Origin of the sequence: Longimicrobium sp., assembly GCF_036399255.1 — a bacterium.
Classification (GTDB): domain Bacteria; phylum Gemmatimonadota; class Gemmatimonadetes; order Longimicrobiales; family Longimicrobiaceae; genus Longimicrobium.
In genome coordinates, this window is the sequence record NZ_DASWNM010000114.1 from 1 (window position 1) to 20594 (window position 20594).

The following is a 20594-nucleotide window of genomic DNA, read 5'->3' on the forward strand; positions in this document are numbered from 1 at the left end:
CCGGGCGTGGCGAGCGTGATCGGCGGGCAGCTGGCGGACCTGCGGCTGTACGTGCTGGATGCCGCCATGCACCCCGTGCCGCTGGGCGTCCCCGGCGAGCTGTTCGTGGCCGGCGCCGGGCTGGCGCGCGGCTACCTGGGCCGGCCCGCGCTGACGGCGCAGCGCTTCGTCCCCGATCCCTTCGGCGCGGAGCCGGGGGGGCGGCTGTACCGCAGCGGCGACCGCGCGCGGCGCAGGGCGGACGGGTCGCTGGAGTACCTGGGGCGCATCGACTTCCAGGTAAAGATCCGCGGCTTCCGCATCGAGCTGGGCGAGATCGAGTCCGCGCTGCTGGCCTCGCCCCTGGTCCGCGAAGCCGCCGTGCTGGTGCGCGAGGACGGCGGCGAGAAGCGGATCGTGGCGTACGTGGTGCCCCGCCAGGGCACGCCGCAGCCGCGCGAGCTGCGCGACGCGGTAAAGCGGCGGCTGCCGGACTACATGGTACCCTCCGCCTTCGTGGTGCTGGAGGGCCTCCCGCTGACCGCCAACGGCAAGCTGGACCGCCGCGCCCTTCCCGCCCCCGACGCCGCCCGCGCGGAGGGCGCCGCCGCCGCCGGCCCGCGCACGCCCGTGGAGGAGGTGCTGGCCGCCGTGTGGGCCGAGGTGCTGGGCACCGGCACCGACGCCATCGGCGCGGACGACGACTTCTTTGCGCTGGGCGGCCACAGCCTGCGCGCCACCCAGGTGGCCTCGCGGGTGCGCGAGGTGATGCGCGTGGACCTTCCGCTGCGCACCGTCTTCGAGTGCCCCACCCTGGCCGGGCTGGCCGAGGCGGTGGAGGCGCTGCGCCGCGCCGGGGCCGGCACCGTGCTTCCGCCCATCCGCCCCAGCCTGGCGGACGAGGCCCAGGGAGAGATCCCCCTTTCGTTCTCGCAGCAGCGGCTCTGGTTCCTGGACCGCATGCAGCCGGGGGGAAGCTGGTACAACATTCCCAGCGCGCTGCGGCTGGCGGGGCGGGTTGACGCCGGAGCGCTGGAGCGCGCCCTGGCCGAGCTGGTGCGCCGCCACGACGCGCTGCGCACCACCTTCGCCGACCACGGCGCCGGCCCCGTGCAGGTGGTGCACGCGCCCGACGAACGCCCGTTTCGACTGGACGTGGTGCATCCCGCGGACGAAGACGCCGCGTGGGAGGCGGTGGAGGAGGCCGCGCACGCCCCGTTCGACCTGGTGGCGGGCCCGCTGTTCCGCGCCCGGCTGGTGCGCATGGGGGCCGGCGACCACGTGCTGGTGACCGCCGTGCACCACGTGGTTTCGGACGGCTGGTCGGGCGGCGTGCTGCTGCGCGAGCTGTCGGCGCTGTACGGCGCCTTCGTGCGGGGCGAGCCCTCGCCCCTTCCCCCGCTGGCGCTGCGCTACGCCGACTTCGCCGTCTGGCAGCGCGACTGGCTGCGCGGCGACGTGCTGCGGGCGCAGCTGGCGTACTGGCGCGAGCGGCTGGAGGGCGCCCCGCCGCTGGAGCTTCCCACCGACCGGCCCCGCCCCGCCGTGCAGGGGCACCGCGGCGCCGTGCACCGCTTTGCCCTTGCCCCGGAGCTGGCCGCGTCGCTCAAGGCGCTGGCCCGGCGCGAGGGGTCCACCTCGTTCATGCTGCTGCTGGCCGCGCTGCAGGCCACGCTGGCAAAGTGGACCGGGGGCGACGACGTGGTGGTGGGCACCCCCATCGCCAACCGCACCCGGCGCGAGCTGGAGCCGCTGGTGGGGCTGTTCGCCAACACCCTGGCCCTGCGCGCCGACCTGTCGGGCGACCCCGCCTTTCGCGAGCTGCTGGCCCGCGTGCGCCAGACCACGCTGGACGCGTACGCGCACCAGGACCTTCCCTTCGAAAAGCTGGTGGAGGAGCTGCGCATCGAGCGCGACCTGAGCCGCAGCCCGCTGGTGCAGGTGATGTTCTCGTTCCAGAGCGCGGCCGGGGGCCTTCCCCCGTTCGCCGGGCTGGACGCCAGCGCCGTGCGGCTGGAGGGCGGCACCGCCAAGCTGGACCTGCTGCTGGCGATGTACGAGACGCCGGACGGGATGGGCGGCGCGCTGGAGTACGACCTGGACCTGCTGGACGCCGCCACCGTGGAGCGGCTGGTGGGCCACCTGCGCGTGCTGCTGGAGGCCGCCGCGGCGGATCCCGCGCTCCCCCTTTCCCGCCTCCCCGTCCTCTCCCCCGGGGAGCGGCGGACGGTGGTGGAAACGTGGAACGCCACCGCGGTGGCGTATCCGCCGGAGGCCCGCATCCACGCCCTGTTCGAGGCGCAGGCCGCGCGCGCGCCCCAGGCCACCGCGCTGGTGTTCGAAGGCGAACGGCTGAGCTACGCCGAGCTGGACGGGCGCGCCAACCGGCTGGCCCGCCACCTGGCCGGGCTGGGCGTGGGGCCCGAGACGCGGGTGGGCGTGTGCATGGAGCGCGGGACCGAGATCGTGGTGTCGCTGCTGGCCATCCTCAAGGCCGGCGGCGCCTACGTGCCGCTGGACCCCGGCTACCCCGCGGAGCGGCTGGCGTGGATGCTGGACGACGCGGCCGTCCCCGTGCTCCTGGCGCAGGACCGCCTGCGGGGAATGCTGCCCCCCTCCGGCGCCCGGGTGGTGGCCGTGGACGCGGAGTGGGAGAACATCGAGCGGGAGAGCGCGGCGCCCTTCGACGGCGGCGCGGGGCCGGACTCGCTGGCGTACGTCATCTACACCTCGGGCTCCACCGGCCGCCCCAAGGGGGTGATGAACGCGCACCGCGGCGTGTGCAACCGGCTGCTGTGGATGCACCAGCGGTACGGCCTGCGCCCGGACGACCGGGTGCTGCAGAAGACCCCGTTCTCGTTCGACGTCTCGGTCTGGGAGTTCTTCTGGCCGCTGCTGGCCGGCGCCGCCCTGGTGGTGGCCCGCCCCGAGGGGCACCGCGACGCCGGGTACCTGGCGGAGCTGGTGGCCGCCGAGGGGGTGACGGTGGCGCACTTCGTCCCCTCCATGCTGCGCGTGTTCCTGGACGAGCCGGGGCTGGAGGAGCGCTGCGCCCCGCTGCGCCTGGTGTTCTGCAGCGGCGAGGCGCTGCCGCACGCGCTGCAGGAGGCGTTCTTCGCCCGGCTGGGCGCCGGGCTGCACAACCTGTACGGCCCCACCGAGGCCGCGGTGGACGTGACCCACTGGGCCTGCCGCCCGGACCCGGAGGGGCACACCGTCCCCATCGGCGCGCCGGTGGCCAACACCACGGCGTACGTGCTGGACCGCGCCGGCGAGCCCACGCCGATCGGCGTGGCGGGCGAGCTGTTCCTGGGCGGGGTGCAGGTGGCGCGCGGCTACCTGAACCGCCCCGGGCTGACGGCCGAGAAGTTCGTCCCCGATCCCTTCTCCGCCACCCCCGGCGCGCGGCTGTACCGCACGGGCGACCGGGCGCGGTGGCGGGCGGACGGCGTGGTGGAGTTCCTGGGGCGGCTCGACTTCCAGGTCAAGGTGCGGGGCTTTCGCATCGAGCCGGGCGAGATCGAGTCGGCGCTGCTGGCGCACCCCGGCGTACGCGACGCGGTGGTGGTGGCCGCGCCCGACGCCGCGGGCGAAACGCGGCTGGTGGCCTACGTCACCGGCGCGGACGGCCCGCCCGACGCCGCCGAGCTGCGCGGCCACCTGCGCCGGCGCCTGCCGGAGCACATGGTTCCCGCGGCGCTGGTGGCGCTGGACGCGCTTCCGCTTTCGCCCAACGGCAAGCTGGACCGCCGGGCCCTTCCCGCCCCCGAGGCGCGCACCGCCCCGGCGGCTCCCGCCCTGCCGCCGGCCACCGGCCCGGAGCGGCGCATCGCCGAGGCGTGGACCGAGGTGCTGGGGGTGGCCGAGCCGGGGGTGGAGGACAACTTCTTCGACCTGGGCGGCCACAGCCTGCTGCTGGCGCGCGTGCACCGGCGGCTGGTGGAGTGGGCGCCGGCGCTTACGGTGCTGGACCTGTTCCAGTATCCCACCATCCGCGCCCTGGCCCGCTTCGTCGAGCGCGGCGGGGACGCGGCGCAGGCCGCGCCGGCGCACGACCGGCGCGACCTGCGGGGCCGGCAGCGCGCGCAGCTGCAGCGGCGGCAGACGGCCGCACTCCCCGGAGAACCGTGAACACGATGGAACCAGAGATGGATACGCCGGAGGGGATCGCCGTCATCGGCATGGCGGGGCGCTTTCCCGGCGCGCCCGGCGTGGCCGCGCTGTGGCGCATGCTGGCCGAGGGGCGCGAGGGGATCACCTTCTTTACCGAGGAGGAGCTGGTGGCCGCCGGGGTGCGCCCCGAGACCCGCGCCGACCCCGACTACGTGCGCGCCCGCGGCGTGCTGGCGGGGGTGGAGGACTTCGACGCCGCCTTCTTCGGGATGACGGCCGCCGAGGCGGCGCTCACCCCGCCGGAGTACCGCCTGTTCCTGGAGTGCGCCTGGGAGGCGCTGGAGGGGTGCGGGCACGCGCTGCGGGGCACCCGCACGGGCGTGTTCGGCGGCGCGGGCTACAACACCTACCTGCTGGCCAACGTGTGGCCCGCGCTCTCCGGCGCCCGCGGGGTGGACGGGTTCCAGGTGGTGCTGGCCAACGCGCGCGACCACCTGTCCACGCGCGTGGCCTACCGGCTGGACCTGCGCGGCCCGGCCGTGACCGTGCAGTCGGCCTGCTCCACCTCGCTGGTGGCGGTGCACTACGCCTGCCAGAGCCTGCTGGCCGGCGAGTGCGACGTGGCGGTGGCGGGCGGGGCCACGGTCACCGTGCCCCAGGGCGGCGGCTACCTGTACCAGGAGGGGGGCATCCTGTCCCCCGACGGCCACTGCCGCGCCTTCGACGCGGAGGCCGGCGGCACGGTGCCGGCCAGCGGCGTGGCGGTGGTGGTGCTCAAGCGGCTCGAGGACGCCCTGGCCGACGGCGACCCGGTGGACGCGGTGATCCGCGGCTCGGCCGTGAACAACGACGGCGCGGGAAAGGTGGGATACACGGCCCCCGGCGTGGACGGCCAGGCCGCCGTGGTGGCCGAGGCGCTGGCCGTGGCCGGGGTGGACGCGTCCACGGTGGCGTACGTCGAGACGCACGGCACCGGCACCGCCCTGGGCGACCCCATCGAGGTGCGCGCCCTCACCCGCGTCTACGCCGCGGCGGGGGCCCGGCCGGGGTCGGTGGCGCTGGGCTCGCTCAAGACCAACGTGGGGCACCTGGACGCCGCCGCCGGGGCCGCCGGGCTCATCAAGGCCGTCCTGTCGCTGCGCAACGAGCGCATCCCCCCCACCCTTCACTTCCGCGCCCCCAACCCCGAGACGGCGCTGGCCTCCACCCCCTTTCACGTGGCGGCGCAGGGGATGGAGTGGCCGCGTGGGGGCGCGCCGCGGCGGGCGGCGGTCTCGTCGTTCGGCATGGGGGGCACCAACGCGCACGTGGTGGTGGAAGAAGCCCCCGCGGCCGCGCCGCGGCCCACGCGCCGCCCCTGGCACCTGCTCCCCCTCTCCGCCCGCACCGGCCCGGCGCTGGACGCCATGGAGGCCAACCTGGCCGGGGCGCTGCGGGAGGACGAGGCGATCTCCCTGGCCGACGCGGCGTTCACCCTGCAGGCGGGGCGGCAGCCGTTCGCCCGCCGGGCGGCCGTGGTGGCCCGGAGCGGCGCGGACGCGGCGGAGGCGCTGGCGGCGGGCGGCGGGGAGCGGGTGGCGCGGGGGACGGCGGCGGGGGCGGAGCCCTCGGTGATCTTCCTGTTTCCCGGCCAGGGCGCGCAGCACGTGGGGATGGGCCGGGGGCTGTACGAGACGGAGCCCACCTTCCGCGACGCCGTGGACCGCTGCGCCGCCCTTCTGCGGCCGCACCTGGAATTGGACCTGCGCACGCTGCTGTATCCGGCGGAGGGGGACGGCGGCGAGGCGGCGCGGCGGCTGGCGGAGACCTCGATCACCCAGCCCGCGCTGTTCACGGTGGAGTACGCGCTGGCGGCGCTGTGGATGGAGTGGGGGGTGCGGCCGCGGGCTCTGCTGGGGCACAGCATCGGCGAGTACGTGGCGGCGTGCCTGGCCGGCGTCTTCGCGCTCGAGGACGCGCTGGCGCTGGTGGCCCTGCGCGGCCGGCTGATGCAGGCGCTGCCCGCCGGCGCCATGCTCTCGGTTCCCCTTTCCGCGGACGAGCTGCGCCCGCTGCTGGGGACGGAGCTTTCGCTGGCGGCGGAGAACGGGCCGCGCGCCTGCGTGGCCTCGGGGCCGGAGGCAGCGGTCGCGGCGCTGGAGCGGGCGCTGGAAGGCCGCGGCGTGCGGGCAAAGCGGCTGCGCACCTCGCACGCCTTCCATTCGGCGATGATGGAGCCGGCGCTGGACGCGTTTGCCCAGGCGGTGGCGCGCACCACGCGGGGCGCGCCCACGCTCCCCTTCGCTTCCAACCTCACCGGCGACTGGATCACCCCCGGGCAGGCGGTGGACCCGCGCTACTGGGCCGCGCACCTGCGCCAGGCGGTGCGCTTTGGCGAGGGGCTGCGGCGCGTGGCGGCGCTTCCGGGCGCGCTGCTGCTGGAAGTGGGCCCCGGGCAGACGCTGTGCGCGCTGGCGGACGAGAACGCGGACGACGAGAACGACCTCGCCGCCGTCCCCTCCATGCGCCCCCCGCGCGACGCGGCGGACGACGCCCAGGTGCTGCTGCGGGCGCTGGGCGCGCTGTGGACGCGCGGCGTGCCGGTGGACTGGGGCGGCTACTGGAAGCACGAGCGCCGGGGCCGCGTGCGCCTGCCCACCTATCCCTTCCAGCGCGAGCGCCACTGGATCGAGGCGCCCCGCCGCCGCGCCACGGACCCGCCCTCCGCCGCCGGCACGTCCGCATCCCCGGTTCCGAGTCTGAGCTCGAGTTCGACTTCGAGTCCGAGTGCGGCTTCCGCTCCGACTCCCGCCGGCGCGGCGGACGGAGGGTCGCTGGAGTGGGTGATCGAACGGCAGCTGGAGCTGATGTCCCAGCAGCTGCGGCTCGTCGCCGGCGAATCGGGCGAAGCCGTCCACGCCGGCGGGACGGCCGATGCGGTCGATGCGGTCGATCGGATGGAGGCCGCCGATTCCTTCGATCCCGTGCAGTCCGTCGATCCCGTCGATGCCGCCGATGCCGCGCAGTCCGTCGATTCCGTCGGTCCTGTCGATGCCGCGCAGTCCATCGAGCCCGTCCAAGCGGTGGATGGAGGCGCGTCCGCCGCGGGCGAGGGGAGGGAGGAGATCCCGCTGACGCCCGTCCAGCGCTGGTTCTTCGCGGGGGAGCGCGGGGCGCCGCACCACTTCAACCAGGCGCTGCGCTTCGAGCCCGCCGAGCGCGTGGAGCTGGACCGCCTGCGCGCCGCGGTGCAGGCGGTGGCCGCGCGGCACGACGCCTTTCACCTGCGCTACGCCCGGCGCGGCGCGGAGTGGACCGCGTCCGCCGGCCGAGCGGACGACGCGGCGGTGGTCTCCGGGGCGGACCTCTCGTCGCTGGACGGGGACGCCCAGGACGCGGAGATGGACCGCCTGGCGGCGGAGGCGCAGGCCGGGCTGGACCTGCACGCGGGGCCGCTGCTGCGCGTGGTCCTGTTCGACCTGGGGAGCGGACGGCCGCAGCACCTGCTGGTGGCCGCCCACCACCTGGCCGTGGACATCTTTTCGTGGAGCGTGCTGCTGGGGGAGGTGGAGCGCGCCTACCGGGCGCTGGAGGGGGGCGCGCCGGTGCAGCTTCCGCCCGCCACCACGCCGTTCGCGGAGTGGGCCGCGCGGCTGCGGGCGTACGCGCGCGGCGGCGAGGCGCTTCGCCAGCTGCCGCTGTGGACCGGCGAGGAGTGCGCCGCCGCGCGCCCCCTGCCCCGCGACGCGCACGGCGCCGACACCGAGGAATCCACCCGCATGGTGGAGGCGTCGCTGGGCCCGGACGAGAGCCGCGCGCTGCTGGAGGCCGCCCCGCGCGTGTTCGGCGCGCAGCCGGGCGAGCTCGTGCTGGCCGCGCTGGGGCCGGCGCTGGCGGAGTGGGCCGGCGGCCCGGTGGCCGTCGACGTGGAGGGCCACGGCCGCGAGGACCTGTTCGACGACGTGGACCTGTCGCGCACCGTGGGCTGGTTCACCAGCATGTTCCCCGTGGTCCTGCCCGCGGACGACGGCGCCGACGCGCGGCGGGCGGTGGCGCACGTCCGCGACCGGCTGCGCGTGCTTCCCGACGGCGGCATCGGCTGGGGCGTGCTGCGCTGGCTGGGCGACGACGAGACCCGGGCCCGGCTCGCCGCCCTTCCCCGCGCCGAGGTCAGCTTCAACTACACCGGGCGCCCGGCGGGCGGGGGCGGCGGCGCGGGCGGGCTGTTCGGCCGCGCCAGCACGCGGTCGGCCGGCCCGAGCGCCGCCCCGGGCGACCCGCGCGCCCACCCGCTGGAGGTGGTCTGCACGGCCGCGGAGGGGCGGCTGCGCCTGGTGCTGCGCTACTCGGACGGCGTACACCGCGCGGAGACGGTGCAGGCGCTGGCCGCGGCGGTCGTTGCCCGGCTGGGCGCGCTGGCCCGCGCCGCGGCCCCCGCGCCCCGCGCCGTTCCCTTTACCGCCATCCTGAACTCCCACGCCGGAAAGAAAGCCCCATGAGCATGCCCCACGCCCCGGCCCCCAGCCGGCGGGCCCCCGCCCCGGTGCCGCCCGAGTGGCAGACGGCCCTGCGATGTCGCCGCCGCGGCGTGAGCGCGGTCCAGGCGGTGCGCCGGGTGTTCGCCGCCATGGAGTCCCCCGCGCACCCCGCCACGGTCGCCGTGGTGATGGCCGGCGCCTACGCCGGCGAGTGGTGGAGCGGAGAACGGATGGACCACGCCCGCCTGGCCGCCGCCCTTCACGAGTCCGGAAACTGGAACCAGGGAAGCTGCCGCTTGGCGGCCGCCGCCGCCGTCTCACCGTGGAAGGGGCTGCACCTTCGCTCCAGCGCCACCGACGCCGGGCTGGTGCCGCCGCAGGGATGCACGACCGAAAGCCCCGACCTGCTCTGCTCGCCCGACGGACCCCTGTCTCCCGCGCTGGTCCTGGCCCGCGGCTGGCGCCGCCGCTTCTTCCACGCCCAGCCGCTGCGCCCGAACGCCCTGCAGGTGCGCGCCGCCAGCCTGAACCTTCCCGCCGCCGTGCGCGGCGCGACGGCGCGGGTGTGGCAGGCCCCCGCGGCCCTGAACCAGCCCCCCGGCGCCTGGCGCCCGCTGCGGACCCTGGACGGCGCCCTGGAGGCGCCGCTGGCGGGCGCGCGCGGCGGCGGCGCCATTCCCCCGGACGGGCGCGCCGCCACGCGAAGCGCCTTTGCGTACGTGCCGCCGGACGATGGCAACGCGTCGCTGCTGGCGGTGGTGTCCACCGAGCTGTTTTCCGCCCTGCCGCCGGAGCAGCCGGGAAACTGGTCGCGCCAGCTGTGGCTGAAGAGCAACCGCGCGGCGGCCCAGCGGTCCATCGGCACCCTGTGGGGGAGCGTGGCCTCGCTCCCCGTGCACAACCAGGACGACACCGCCGAAACCTTTACCTTCAAGGCGTTCCTGTCGCGGGTGCCGCTGGGGACCCGGGCCGTGCTGGAGGTGGTGATGCCCGACGGGCAGGAGGGGACCGCCAAGGAGAAGGAGGTGAAGGAGACCTTTTCCCCCATCCGCACCGAGCCGGTGACGATCGCCCCCCGGGGCGCGGCCGAGCTCCGGCTGACGCTGGAAACCCCCGGCGGCGCGCCCCTTCCGCCGGGCGCCTCCATCGAGATGCGGCAGCTGTGGGTGATCGGCGCCGGCCACCCCCGGCACGCCGAGCTCTCCGCCCGCACGCCCCCGCCCCCCGACGACGGCCAGGCGTACGCGGTGGAGGTGTACCTGGGCAGCTACACCTTCGTCGGGCCGGACCAATGACCGCGTCCGTCCCGGCCGACGGCACGATCATCGTGCTCAGCGGCCCCTCGTGCACGGGAAAGACCACGATCGCGCGCGACCTGCAGTCCCGCCTGCTGCCGCGGCCGTACCTGCACGTGGGACTGGACTACTTCGAGGCCATGCAGCCGCGCCGCGACGGCCGGCGCGTGCACGTGGTCTACGGCCGCGCGCCGGAGTGCGCGCTGCGCGGGCCGGACCTGCTGCCGGTGGTTCACGGCTGCGCCGCCGCCTTTGCCCGCGAGGGGGCGGGGGTGGTGCTGGAGCACATCTTTTTCCGGCGGCGCTGGCTGAAGGACGCCGTGCAGCAGTTCGCCGGGCTTCCCGTGCTCTTCGTGGGACTGGTGTGCCCGGCGGACGAGCTGACGCGCCGCGAGCAGGCGCGCACGACCCGCAACGCGGGCCCCGGGCAGGCGGCCCGGCAGGTGCGCATGCTGGAAACGCTGGACGCGCACGCCCCCTACGACCTGCTGCTGGACACCCTCGCCGCCTCCCCCGCGGAGTGCGTGGAAGCCATCCAGCGGCGCCTGGAGGAGGGTCCCGGCCTCGCCTTTACCCGCCTTCTCGGCTCTCCCATCCTCGACGAGCCCGACCCCGTGATCAGCTGAGCAGAGTCGGAGCCGGGGGGCCGTGGCGTAGCCCCCTGGTTTCCCCTGCCCGCTCATCGAACCGGACGTGCGGATTTCCCGCATCCGGCTTTCCGACCGGGCTCAGCTCGCCTTAGTAGCCATTCGGGAGCGCCACCGTCCGACGCACGTACAGCGGCTTCAGCGCCGTCTCGGCACCGGCACTCGCGGCATCGTTTCGAGGCCTGCCCCAGGGTTCACTTTCGTTGGGCCCGCCAGCTTGCCAGCCTTCCGCACCGCCTTTGCACGGCGCACTACCAGATCCTGACAAAGAATGATCGTACAGAGGAACAGAGTCAGACAGAGAACGCGGGCTGAAAGATCATCCCGGTTCCTCTGTCTGACTCTGTTCCTCTGTACCCATGAAGGTGTTGTTTCCCCGGCTCCGGTGCTACGGGCGTGGCGGCGTACGTGCGGGTCAGCGCTGCGGCCCGGCCACGCACCACTCCAGCACCGCCATAGCGCTGTACAGCTTGTTCTCGGCCTGGTGCAGCGCGATGCTGCGGGGGCCGTCCAGCACCTCGGCGTGCACCTCTTCGCCGCGGTGCGCGGGAAGGTCGTGCATGAAGACCCCCTGCGGGCCCGCGGCGTGCTGCATCAGCGCCGGCGTCACCGCAAAGGGCGCAAAGCCCGTCCGCCAGTCGGGGTCGGGCTTGGTGGTGCCGGTGGTCTGCCAGCGGGTGGTGTAGACCACGTCCACCCCGCGCGGCACGTTCTCCATGTCGTGGAACTCCTCCACGCTGCTCCCCGACCCGGCCGCGAAGGCCCTGGACTCGGCCAGGGTGTCGGCCGCCAGGCCGTACCCCGGCGGGGTCAGCAGCGTCAGCCGCATCCCGGGCAGGCGCGACATGGCCAGCGCCAGCGCGGCGGCGGAGTTGTTTCCCTCGCCCGCGTACAGCACGTGCAGCCCCCGCAGCCGGCCAAAGTGATCCAGCATGGTGGTCAGGTCGGCCAGCGCCTGCGTGGGATGCTCGTTCTCGCTCATGGCGTTGACCACCGCCATCCGCTCCTGGTCCGCCAGCGTGCGCATCTCGGCCACGGGGCCGGCGGAGCGCAGCACCAGCGCGTCCAGAAAGCCCGAGAGCACGCGGGCGGTGTCCTCCACCGTTTCGCCGGTGGTGGTCTGCAGGTCGGTGGGCCCGTAGGCCACGGGGGTGGCGCCCAGCCGCGCGCTTCCCACCGTGAACGAGGTGCGGGTGCGGGTGGAGGTCTTGCGAAACCAGATCCCCACCGCGCTTCCGCGCAGCGTTTCGGCCGCCCGCGTCTGCGCGCGGCGGTGGTGTACGCCCCGCTCCACCAGGTACAGCAGCTCCGACGGGTCCAGGTCCTTGATCGACAGCAGGTGCCGCATGGGCTTCACGTGTTTCCGTAGGGGTGTGCGTGCGGCGCCGGCGCCGGAGTGGCGCGCGAAAACCGCATCGTCGTCCGCCGGAAAGGCCGCGGCGTCGCCGCCGCGCCGTTCCCGGGCGGGTACTCATGTCATCCGCGAACGCGGTCCGCCGGGCCCCCGCACCACGAACCCGGAACAAGGGCCGCGTCCGCCAGGCGTCCCGCCCACCTCGATCGTGGAGGTGGCGGATGGCTCGAAAGATCGCGCATCAGGTGGCCGTGACGGCCTGCTCCTGGTGCGCCGCGGAGATCATCGGGTGATCCGCATCCTCCTCTGAAAAACGCGGATGGCTCCCTGCCGCATTCCCTCTCCCTCGCGTTCCCGGTGGCCCCCGCCGGCTCGTGCCTCGTCGACAGGAGCGCCATGCCTCCGCTCACTACGGATCAGCCTTTCGGATCATGAGGGCAGGGGAAACGGCACGAGAAAACTCCGTTGACTCCGCGTGAGTTCCCCCCCTGCTGCGCGGACCCTTGCTCCCGGAACTTGGGCCAGCAGTAGCGGCATCCTGTCCCCTGTCCCCTGTCCCCTGTCCCCTGTCCCCTGTCCCCTGTCCCCTGTCCCCTATTCCCTATTCCCTATTCCCTATTCCCTATTCCCTATTCCCTATTCCCTCTCCTCACGCGGCCCTCGCGGCCGGCGCGAACGCCGCCTCCAGCGCCGCCCGCGCTTCGTCGTCCAGCCGGAGCGCCGCCGCCCGGGCCGAGCTTTCCACGCTCTCCGGCCGCGACGCGCCGGGGATGGGCACCACGGCCTCGTCCATGGCCATCAGCCAGGCCAGCACCAGCTCCGCGGGCGAGGCCCCGTGCCGCGCCGCCACCTCGCCCAGCGCCGCCGACCGGCGCAGCCGCGCCACCCGCTCCGCCCCGCCCAGCGGCGAGTGGGCCAGAAAGGCGATCCCCTCCCGCCCGCACAGCGCCAGTAGTCCCGAGCGCGCGGCCCCGCGGTCCCACGGGTTCAGCCGGTTCTGCACCGCGGCGACGGGCACCACGGCCAGCGCCTCCTCCAGCTGCGCCGGCGACACGTTGGAAACCCCCACCGCCCGCACCTTGCCCTCGTCGCGCAGCCGCGCCAGCGCGCCCACGCTCTCGGCGAAGGGCACGCGCGGGTCGGGGGCGTGCAGCTGGTACAGGTCGATCGTCTCCACGCCCAGCGCGCGCAGCGACGCCTCGCAGGCGCGGCGCAGGTACCAGGGGTGGCCGTCGATCTGCAGCCGCCCCCCCACCCGCGCCACCCCGCCCTTGGTGGCCACCACCGCCCCGCGCCCCGCCGGGTGCGCGGCCAGGGCGTCGCGCAGCAGCCGCTCGTTGTGCCCCGTCTCGCCCGCGTGCAGGCAGTACGAGTCGGCGGTGTCGAACAGGGTCACCCCCACCTCCAGGGCGCGGTGCACCACCCGCACGGCCGCGTCGCGCGGGGGGCGCCCCTCCCACGACAGCGGAAGGGCGCCCATCCCCACCCGCGACACCCGGGGGCCGCCGCGGCCCAGCGTCGTGGCCTCCATCACGCCGGCACCCCGGCGACACCGGCGGCTTCCGCGGCCGGCGCGCCCCCGGGCGTGTGGACGCGCGTGCCCCCGGGCCGCCCCAGCGGCGCGCGGAACGAGTAGACGCGCAGGGGCACCCCCAGCGTGTGGGCCAGCCGGGCGGCGCCGGGGTGCACCACCCGCGCGCCCGCCTCGGCCAGCCGCACCAGCGCCTCGTGGGTGAGCTCGGCGAAGCGCGGCGCGCCCGGGTCCAGCCGCGGGTCGCGGGCGTACACCGCGTCCACGTCGGTGACGATGTGGCAGGGGGCCGGGCCCAGCGCCCCGGCCAGCGCCACCGCGCTGATGTCGCTTCCGCCACGCTCCAGCGTGGCCGTCTCGCCGTCGGGGCGGCGGCCCTGGAAGCCGGCCACCACGGGGACCACGCCCTGGGCCAGCAGCGACAGCAGGGGGTGGGGGCGCACCTCGCGGATGCGAGCGCCGCCGTACGGGCCCTCCACCTCGATCCCCGCCTCGCCGCCGCGCAGGGCCTGCGCGCGCACCCCGGCGGCGCCCAAGGCGGCCGCCAGCAGCGCCGCCGAAAGCTCCTCGCCGGTGGCCAGGGCCCGGTCCACCGCGCGGCTGCACGCCCGCGACGGGGGGCCGCCGCACACCTGGCCGGCCCAGGCCAGGATGCCGTCGGTGCGCCGCCCCATGGCGCTGACCACCGCCACCACCGGCCGGCCCGAGCGCGCCAGCGCCTCCAGCCGCAGCGCCGCGCGGCGCATGCGCGCCGGCGTGCCCAGCGAGGTGCCGCCGAACTTGACCACCAGGGTGCGCCGCGGGGCGGGCGCCAGGCGCAGCCCGCCCACTACCGTGCTCACGCCCATGCGGCCTCCGCGGGCGCGGGCTCCGCCGCCTGCGGCACCGCGTCCAGCGCGGCGGCGATCCGGTGCAGCCCGTCGGTGTGCCGGATCGGTGATGAATCGGACATGTCCTGGTTCGTTTCGGAGGTGTCGCGCGGCACCGCGGGGCCCGGGTCCCCCGCGCGCGCCGCGCCGTCGCCGGGGGGGTCCGCGCCGCCCTACGCGGGCCAGGGCTGCGCGTCGGCGGCTTGGGCAACGAGGATGGGGACGGAGCGCGGGGCCAGGTACTCGCGCGCGGGCCCGTCGAAGGTGATCCGCCCCTCGTCCAGCCGCACGATGCGGTCGGCGGCGCCGTAGTACCGGTCGTCGTGGCTGATCACCACCACCGTCTTGCCCCGCGCCTTGAGATCGGGAAGCAGCTTCTGGTAGAACACTTCCTTGAACAGCGGGTCCTGGTCGGCCGCCCACTCGTCGAACAGGTAGATGGGCCGGTCTTCCAGGTACGCGGCCAGCAGCGCCAGCCGCTTGCGCTGCCCCTGCGACAGGTCGATGGTGGAAAGCTTTCCATCCACCACCTTCACCTTGTGGTGCAGGTGCAGGGTTTCCAGGTACCCGGCCGCGCTGCGGTCCAGCCCGGGCGTGTCCAGTCCCAGCAGCGAGTCGAACAGGAAGAAGTCGCTGAACACCACCGAAAAGTGCTGGCGGTAGTTGTCGCGCGCGGCGTCGTCCACGGGGGCGCCGTCCAGCAGGATGCGGCCGTCCTCGGGGGCGTAGATGCCCAGCAGCACCTTGGCCAGCGTGGTCTTGCCGCTGCCGTTGGCGCCCACGATGAACACCAGCTCGCCGGGGGCCAGCGAAAGCGAGACGGGGCCCAGCAGAAAGCGCTCGTCGTCGGACTCGCGCCGGTAGGTGTGGGTGACGCCCTCCAGCCGCACGCCGCGCCAGGCGTGACCGGGCACGGGGTCGTGCGGGGGAGCCACATCCAGCGCCTGCCGGTCCAGGTCGGCCGTGATCCCGTCCAGCTTGCGGATGGCCACGGCGGCCTGGGCCAGCGCGGGAAGGGCGCCGTTGATGGAGTCGATGGGGCCGCGCAGCATCAGCACGGTGAGCACGTAGCTGGACAGCACCGTGGGCCCCACCTCCACGAACCCCGGCGACACGAACACCAGCACCCCGATGGCGCCGAAGAAGATGATCTCGGTCCAGCTGGCCAGGGCCGCCAGCGTCACGTCGGCGCGGGCCACCTCGCGCCGGTGGGCGCGCGACACGCCCTCCAGCTCGCGCACGAAGGCGTCGCGCCGGCGGCTGTGCATCTTGAGCTCCTTGGTGCCCTCGAGCAGCGCGCGGTTGCGCTTCGACACCTCGTCGTACAGCTGCCGGCCCGCGGAGCTCAGCGCGGTGGCGCGCTTCATGGCCCACCGCAGCGACATCCACCCCAGCCCGATGATGGCCACCAGCACGGGAAGCAGGGGAAGGGAGAGCCAGGCCAGCAGCGACGTGTAGCCCACCACCATGGACAGGGCCATCACCAGCCCCGGCATGGCCGCCACGCCGCTGCCCACCTGCGAGACGTCGGTGCTCAGCCCCGCCATCAGCTTGCTCTTGCCGATCCCCTCCAGGTGCCGCATGGGGGTGGCCAGAATGCGGATGCAGAGGTCCTGGCGAATGGTGAAGAACGCCTGCTCGATCAGGCGCATCAGCATGGCCTGCGACGCAAAGCGCAGGAGGGGGCGCACCGCCAGCAGGGCCAGGAACACCCACAGCAGCCGCCGCGACGGCGGCTCCGGCCGGGTGATGAGGGTGTTGACCACCCCCACCATGGCGGCCATGGCGAATCCGCTGGCCAGGCCGGTGCCGATCATGGCCACCAGCAGCCCCCGCGGCCGGCGAAGGCCGCGGGACTGGCCCAGGATGTAGCTGGCGAGCCTCATCAGCTGCCGCATGCACGTACTCTTCGTAGGGGTACCGGGACGGACGGGCGCGCGGAGAATCCCGCGGCGCGCACGGCCCGCCTCACGTCCTCACGTCGGTGGACGCCCCGCGGGCGCCCTCTTTCCTGCCCCGGCGCGGCGGCCGTTCCGCCGCGCCTCTTCGGTCTCTCTCTCTACTGCCGGGAGCGCGTCGTCCGCGTCCGCGCCGGGGACCGGGTCCGCCGGATCCGCCGTCAGGCCACCGCGGCGGGCGCGGCGGCCAGGGCGTGCTCCACGGCGCGGGCCAGCTCGCGCACGTGGGGCTCGGAGAACATGGTGTGGTGCGTGCCCGGCACCTCCACCACCTCCACCGGCTCGGGGGTCAGCGCGCCCCACCCGTAGTCCGGGGTGCGGGCGGCGCGCTCAAAGGCCTCGCGCATCTGGGGGAACGGGGTGTCGAGCTCCACCTGGGCGGCGCGGAACAGGGTGATGGGCACGGGGGCCGACCGCCACGCGTAGTCCAGCACCCCCGCCGTGCGGGCCACCCGCAGCGCCAGGTACCGCTCCAGCTGGTCGGGGGCCACGTGCCGGGGAAGGAGCACCTCCTTGCGCACCCCCGCCCGCCCGGCGATCAGCTCCAGCTGCGCGTCCAGCTCCAGCCCGGCCAGCTCGGCGCCCTCCACCACGGTGCGCCCGTCCTTCACCAGCAGCGCGCCGTGGAACAGCATGGTCACGCGGTGCAGCACGGGGTCCACCGTCGAGAGCGCGGGCCCCGTCACCGGGAGCCGGCAGTCGAACAGCAGGAGGCGGGGCACCTCGATGCCGCGCTCGGCCAGCTGCCGCGCCATCTCGAAGGCCACCAGCCCGCCGAACGACCATCCGCCCAGCACGTACGGGCCGGGGCCGCGCTCGGCCAGCGCGTCCACGTAGCGGGCGGCCAGCTCCTCGATGCGCATCAGCGGGGCCCGGTCCATCTCGAAGTCCAGCGCCTGGACGCCCAGCAGCGGCCGGTCGCCCGACAGTCCCGCCGCCAGGCCGCGGTAGCACAGCACCGTTCCCTCGCCGGGGTGCACGCACACCAGCGGGGGCAGCGGGCCGCCGGGGCGGATCTCCACCAAGTGGCTGGACGCGCCGCCGCCGGCATCCTCCTCCACCATCTCCACCATCCGCTCCACCGTCCCCGCGGCGATCAGCGCGGCCAGGGGAAGGCGGCGCTCGAACGTTTTCTGGATGCGCGACATCAGCCGCACGGCCAGGAACGAGTTGCCTCCCAGGGCGAAGAAGTCGTCGGTCACGCCCACGCCGCGCGTTTCCAGCACCTCTTCCCAGATCGCCGCCATGGCCGTCTCGGCCGGGGTGCGGGGCTCCACCCGCCGGCGCGGCGCCGACGCCGCGGGGTCGGGAAGCGCGCGCAGGTCCACCTTGCCGTTCAGCGTAAGCGGCAGGCGGGGCAGGAGCACGAAGTCGGCGGGGACGAACGCCTCGGGAAGGTGCCGGCGCAGGTGCGCGCGCAGCGCTTCGGCGTCGGGCGCCTCGTCCGGGCGGGGGACCACGTAGGCGGCCAGGCGCCGGCCACCGGCGGCCTCGCGCGCCACCACCCGGCACGCGGCCACACCCGGGTGGGCGGCCAGCACCGACTCCACCTCGGCGGGCTCCACCCGCCAGCCGTTCACCTTGACCTGGTCGTCCAGCCGGCCCAGGAACTCCAGCCGCCCGTCGGCGCGCCAGCGCGCGCGGTCGCCGGTGCGGTACAGGCGCGCGCCGGGGCGAAGGGAAAAGGGATCGGGGACGAAGCGCTCGGCGGTGAGCGCGGGGCGGCCCAGGTAGCCGCGGGCCAGCGTGCCCCCGCCCACGTGCGCCTCGCCGGCCACGCCGGCGGGGACGGGGCGGCCGCGCGGGTCCAGCAGGTGCACGCGGGCGCCGGGAAGCGGCCGGCCCAGCGGGGGCGCATCGTCCTCCTCGCCCGCCAGCTCGCCCGCCACCACGCCCACCGTGGTCTCGGTGGGTCCGTAGTGGTTGAAGACGCGGCACCCGGGGGCCAGCTGGCGCACGCGCTCCAGCAGCTCGCGCGGGCACGCCTCGCCGCCCAGCACCAGCCGCCGGCGCGGAAGCACGGCGGCGGGGCGCGCGGCGTCCAGCAGCATGCGCAGGTGGCTGGGCACCACCTTCAGGCAGTCGATGCCGTGCTCGGCCGCGTACGCCGCCCACGCGTCGGGGTCGGTTGCGCGGCCCTCGGCCACCAGGTGCAGCGTGCCGCCCAGCGCCAGCGCGGGAAACAGCATCGTCGTCCCCAGGTCCGCCGCCAGGGTGCTGACCACGGCGTACGAGGCGCCCTCGGGAAGCTCCAGCGCCCGGGTGGCCGCGCGGACGTAGCGGGCCAGCGACCGGTGGTCCACCACCGTGCCCTTGGGGCGCCCCGTGGTCCCCGAGGTGTAGATGACGTACGCCGCGTGTTCCGGCCGCGCCGCCGCCAGGAGCCCCGCGCCGGCGCCGATCCCGGTCCCGCCGATGCGGGTCCCGGCGGAGGCATCGGCGTACGCGTGCGCCTCGCCGGCCGGGGCCTCGCCCGGCAGGGGCTGGTCGGTGCGCAGGACGCGGCAGCCGGCCTCGTAGCCCAGCGCGGCGCCGGCGGCGTCGCTCACCAGCACGGCCGCGCCCGAGTCGCCCAGCATGAAGGCCAGCCGGTCCAGCGGAAACGAGGGGTCCAGCGGCACGTAGGCGCCACCCGCGCGCATCACCGCCAGCATGGCGGCCACCGCGTCGGCCGAGCGGTCCAGCAGAATGCCCACGCGGGTCTCGGCGCCCACGCCCAGCGCGCCCAGGGCGGCGGCGAGGGCCTCGACCCGGGCCGCCAGCTCGCCGTACGTGGCCTCGCCGCGCTCCCACCGCACCGCCACGGCGCGCGGGGACACGGCGGCGCGGGCCAGGACGGCGTCCAGCACCGTGCCGCCCTCGTCCGCCAGCGGGGGGCCGGACTCCAGCGCCTCCAGCAGCCACGCCTGCTCGCGCCGCCCCACCACCTCCAGCGCGCCCACGGAGGCGGAGGGGTTGGCGGCCAGGTGGCGCAGCACGGTGGCCGCCTCCTCCGCCAGCCGCGCGGCCGCCTCGTCCGCCAGCAGCGCGGGGTCGTACGCCAGGCGCACGTCCAGACGCCCCTCGCCCGGCGCGCAGAGCAGCGCGGCGGCAAACGGCTCGCCGGCGGCGACCAGGTCCACCACGCGCCACGAGACGCCCCCGGCCGCGGCCGGTGCGGGAAGCGGGCGCCAGCCAAAGCCCAGCGGCGCGACCGGCTCCCCCTCGCCCGCCTCGCCGGCGGGACAGGCGTCCTGCCAGCGAACGGCCTCGGCCAGCGCGGCGTCCAGCGCGCCCGCCAGCGCGGGGACCGGCGTCTCGTCGTCCACGTCGGCGGCGATGGGAAGGTGGCGGGCGAACGGCCCCATCACGCCGCGCAGCTCCTCGTAGCCGCGCCCGTCGACCTCCACCCCCAGGCGCACGGTGGGCTGGCCGGTCAGGCGGTGCAGGAGCGCCGTCCACCCCGCCAGCACCAGCGTGGAGGCGGGGATGCGCAGCGCGCCGGCCGCCGCGTCCAGCCGCGCCGCCAGGGCGGGCTCCGTCTCCACCGCGAGCGTCCGCGGCGGCTCTCCCGCGGCCCCGTCGGCGCCGGCGGCGGACTGGTGCGGAAGGCGCAGGGGGACGCGGGCGGCGGCGGCGCGCTGCCGCCAGAACCGGCGCCCTTCATCGCCCTCGTCGCCTTCCAGCAGCTCGTTCTGCCACTCGGAAACGTCGGCGAACTGCATCTCGCCCGCGGCCTCGTCCCGTCCCGCGTACGCCGCGGCCAGCCGGGCGACGAGCATCGACAGGGTGGCGGCGTCGGCCAGGGCGGCGGGAACGCGCAGGAACAGCAGGTGGTCGTCGGTGTCGACGCGGGCCAGGGCGGCGCTCACCAGCGGCGCGCGCGACGGGTCGGCGGCGGCGGCGCGCGTGGCGTCGCTCCACGCGGCCACGCGGCGCTCCACCTCGTCCGCGGCCACGCCCGTCCAGTCGGCGTCGTCGTCCCACGCGGGCGCGTGGTCGCCGATCACCTGCAGGGGCATGCCCGAGCGCGGCTCGCGCACCAGCAGGGTGCGCAGCGCCTCGGCGCCCTGCACCACCGCGGCCAGGGCGGCGCGCAGCACGGCGCCGTCCAGCGGGCCGCGCACGCGCACGGCCACGCCCGAAAGGGCGCCGCGGCCGCCGCGCCCCCGGCCAATGGCCAGAAGGCGCCGCTGCTGCGGAGACGGACGATACCCCTCGATCACCTCGCTCACACGTGCTCCCGTGGAATGGGTCTGTCCTGGTCCTGCATCCCGCGACCCGCGATCCGGCGATCCCGCGTCACGAGCCTGCATCACGATCCCGCGTCACGATCCCGCGTCACGATCCCGCATCACGATCCCGCATCACGATCCCGCATCACGATCCCGCATCACGATCCCGCATCACTC

9 protein-coding genes are annotated in these 20594 nt (G+C 75.7%); 4 read left to right on the forward strand and 5 right to left on the reverse strand.

Annotated features, from left to right (window positions below; all coding sequences use genetic code 11):
• From VGC13_RS20880 to VGC13_RS20895, 4 genes are all read left to right on the forward strand, one after another.
• Window positions 1–4110, forward strand: a 4110-nt coding sequence (locus tag VGC13_RS20880) for an amino acid adenylation domain-containing protein (protein ID WP_331127223.1), incomplete at its 5' end; no start/stop codon positions are given.
• Between the two features lie 17 nt (window positions 4111–4127).
• Window positions 4128–8570, forward strand: a complete 4443-nt coding sequence (locus VGC13_RS20885; RefSeq protein WP_331127224.1) for a beta-ketoacyl synthase N-terminal-like domain-containing protein — start codon at window positions 4128–4130, stop codon at window positions 8568–8570.
• Entirely contained in the window at window positions 8567–9844 is a 1278-nt protein-coding gene (locus VGC13_RS20890) for a hypothetical protein (protein ID WP_331127225.1), read from the forward strand. Before VGC13_RS20885 ends, VGC13_RS20890 begins: the two co-directional genes overlap by 4 nt.
• Window positions 9841–10470 carry a phosphotransferase-like protein gene (locus VGC13_RS20895; protein ID WP_331127226.1) on the forward strand — a complete coding sequence of 210 codons (630 nt, stop codon included), beginning with the start codon at window positions 9841–9843 and terminating at the stop codon, window positions 10468–10470. Before VGC13_RS20890 ends, VGC13_RS20895 begins: the two co-directional genes overlap by 4 nt.
• A gap of 436 nt (window positions 10471–10906) precedes the next feature.
• Here the strand turns inward: VGC13_RS20895 and VGC13_RS20900 are convergent, their stop codons facing one another.
• The 5 genes from VGC13_RS20900 to VGC13_RS20920 form a co-directional block, all read right to left on the reverse strand.
• Window positions 10907–11839 (reverse strand): hypothetical protein, encoded by a 933-nt coding sequence (locus VGC13_RS20900; protein ID WP_331127250.1) that lies wholly within the window; start codon window positions 11837–11839, stop codon window positions 10907–10909.
• A gap of 655 nt (window positions 11840–12494) precedes the next feature.
• Complete coding sequence (locus VGC13_RS20905) at window positions 12495–13376, reverse strand: aldo/keto reductase (RefSeq protein WP_331127227.1); 882 nt, start codon at window positions 13374–13376, stop codon at window positions 12495–12497.
• Window positions 13376–14218 carry a hypothetical protein gene (locus VGC13_RS20910; protein ID WP_331127228.1) on the reverse strand — a complete coding sequence of 281 codons (843 nt, stop codon included), beginning with the start codon at window positions 14216–14218 and terminating at the stop codon, window positions 13376–13378. Before VGC13_RS20910 ends, VGC13_RS20905 begins: the two co-directional genes overlap by 1 nt.
• A 200-nt stretch (window positions 14219–14418) precedes the next feature.
• A complete protein-coding gene (locus VGC13_RS20915) occupies window positions 14419–16143 on the reverse strand; it encodes a cyclic peptide export ABC transporter (RefSeq protein ID WP_331127229.1) in 1725 nt (574 codons plus the stop codon).
• Between the two features lie 221 nt (window positions 16144–16364).
• Window positions 16365–20417 carry an amino acid adenylation domain-containing protein gene (locus VGC13_RS20920; RefSeq protein ID WP_331127230.1) on the reverse strand — a complete coding sequence of 1351 codons (4053 nt, stop codon included), beginning with the start codon at window positions 20415–20417 and terminating at the stop codon, window positions 16365–16367.
• Between the last annotated feature and the right edge of the window lie 177 nt (window positions 20418–20594).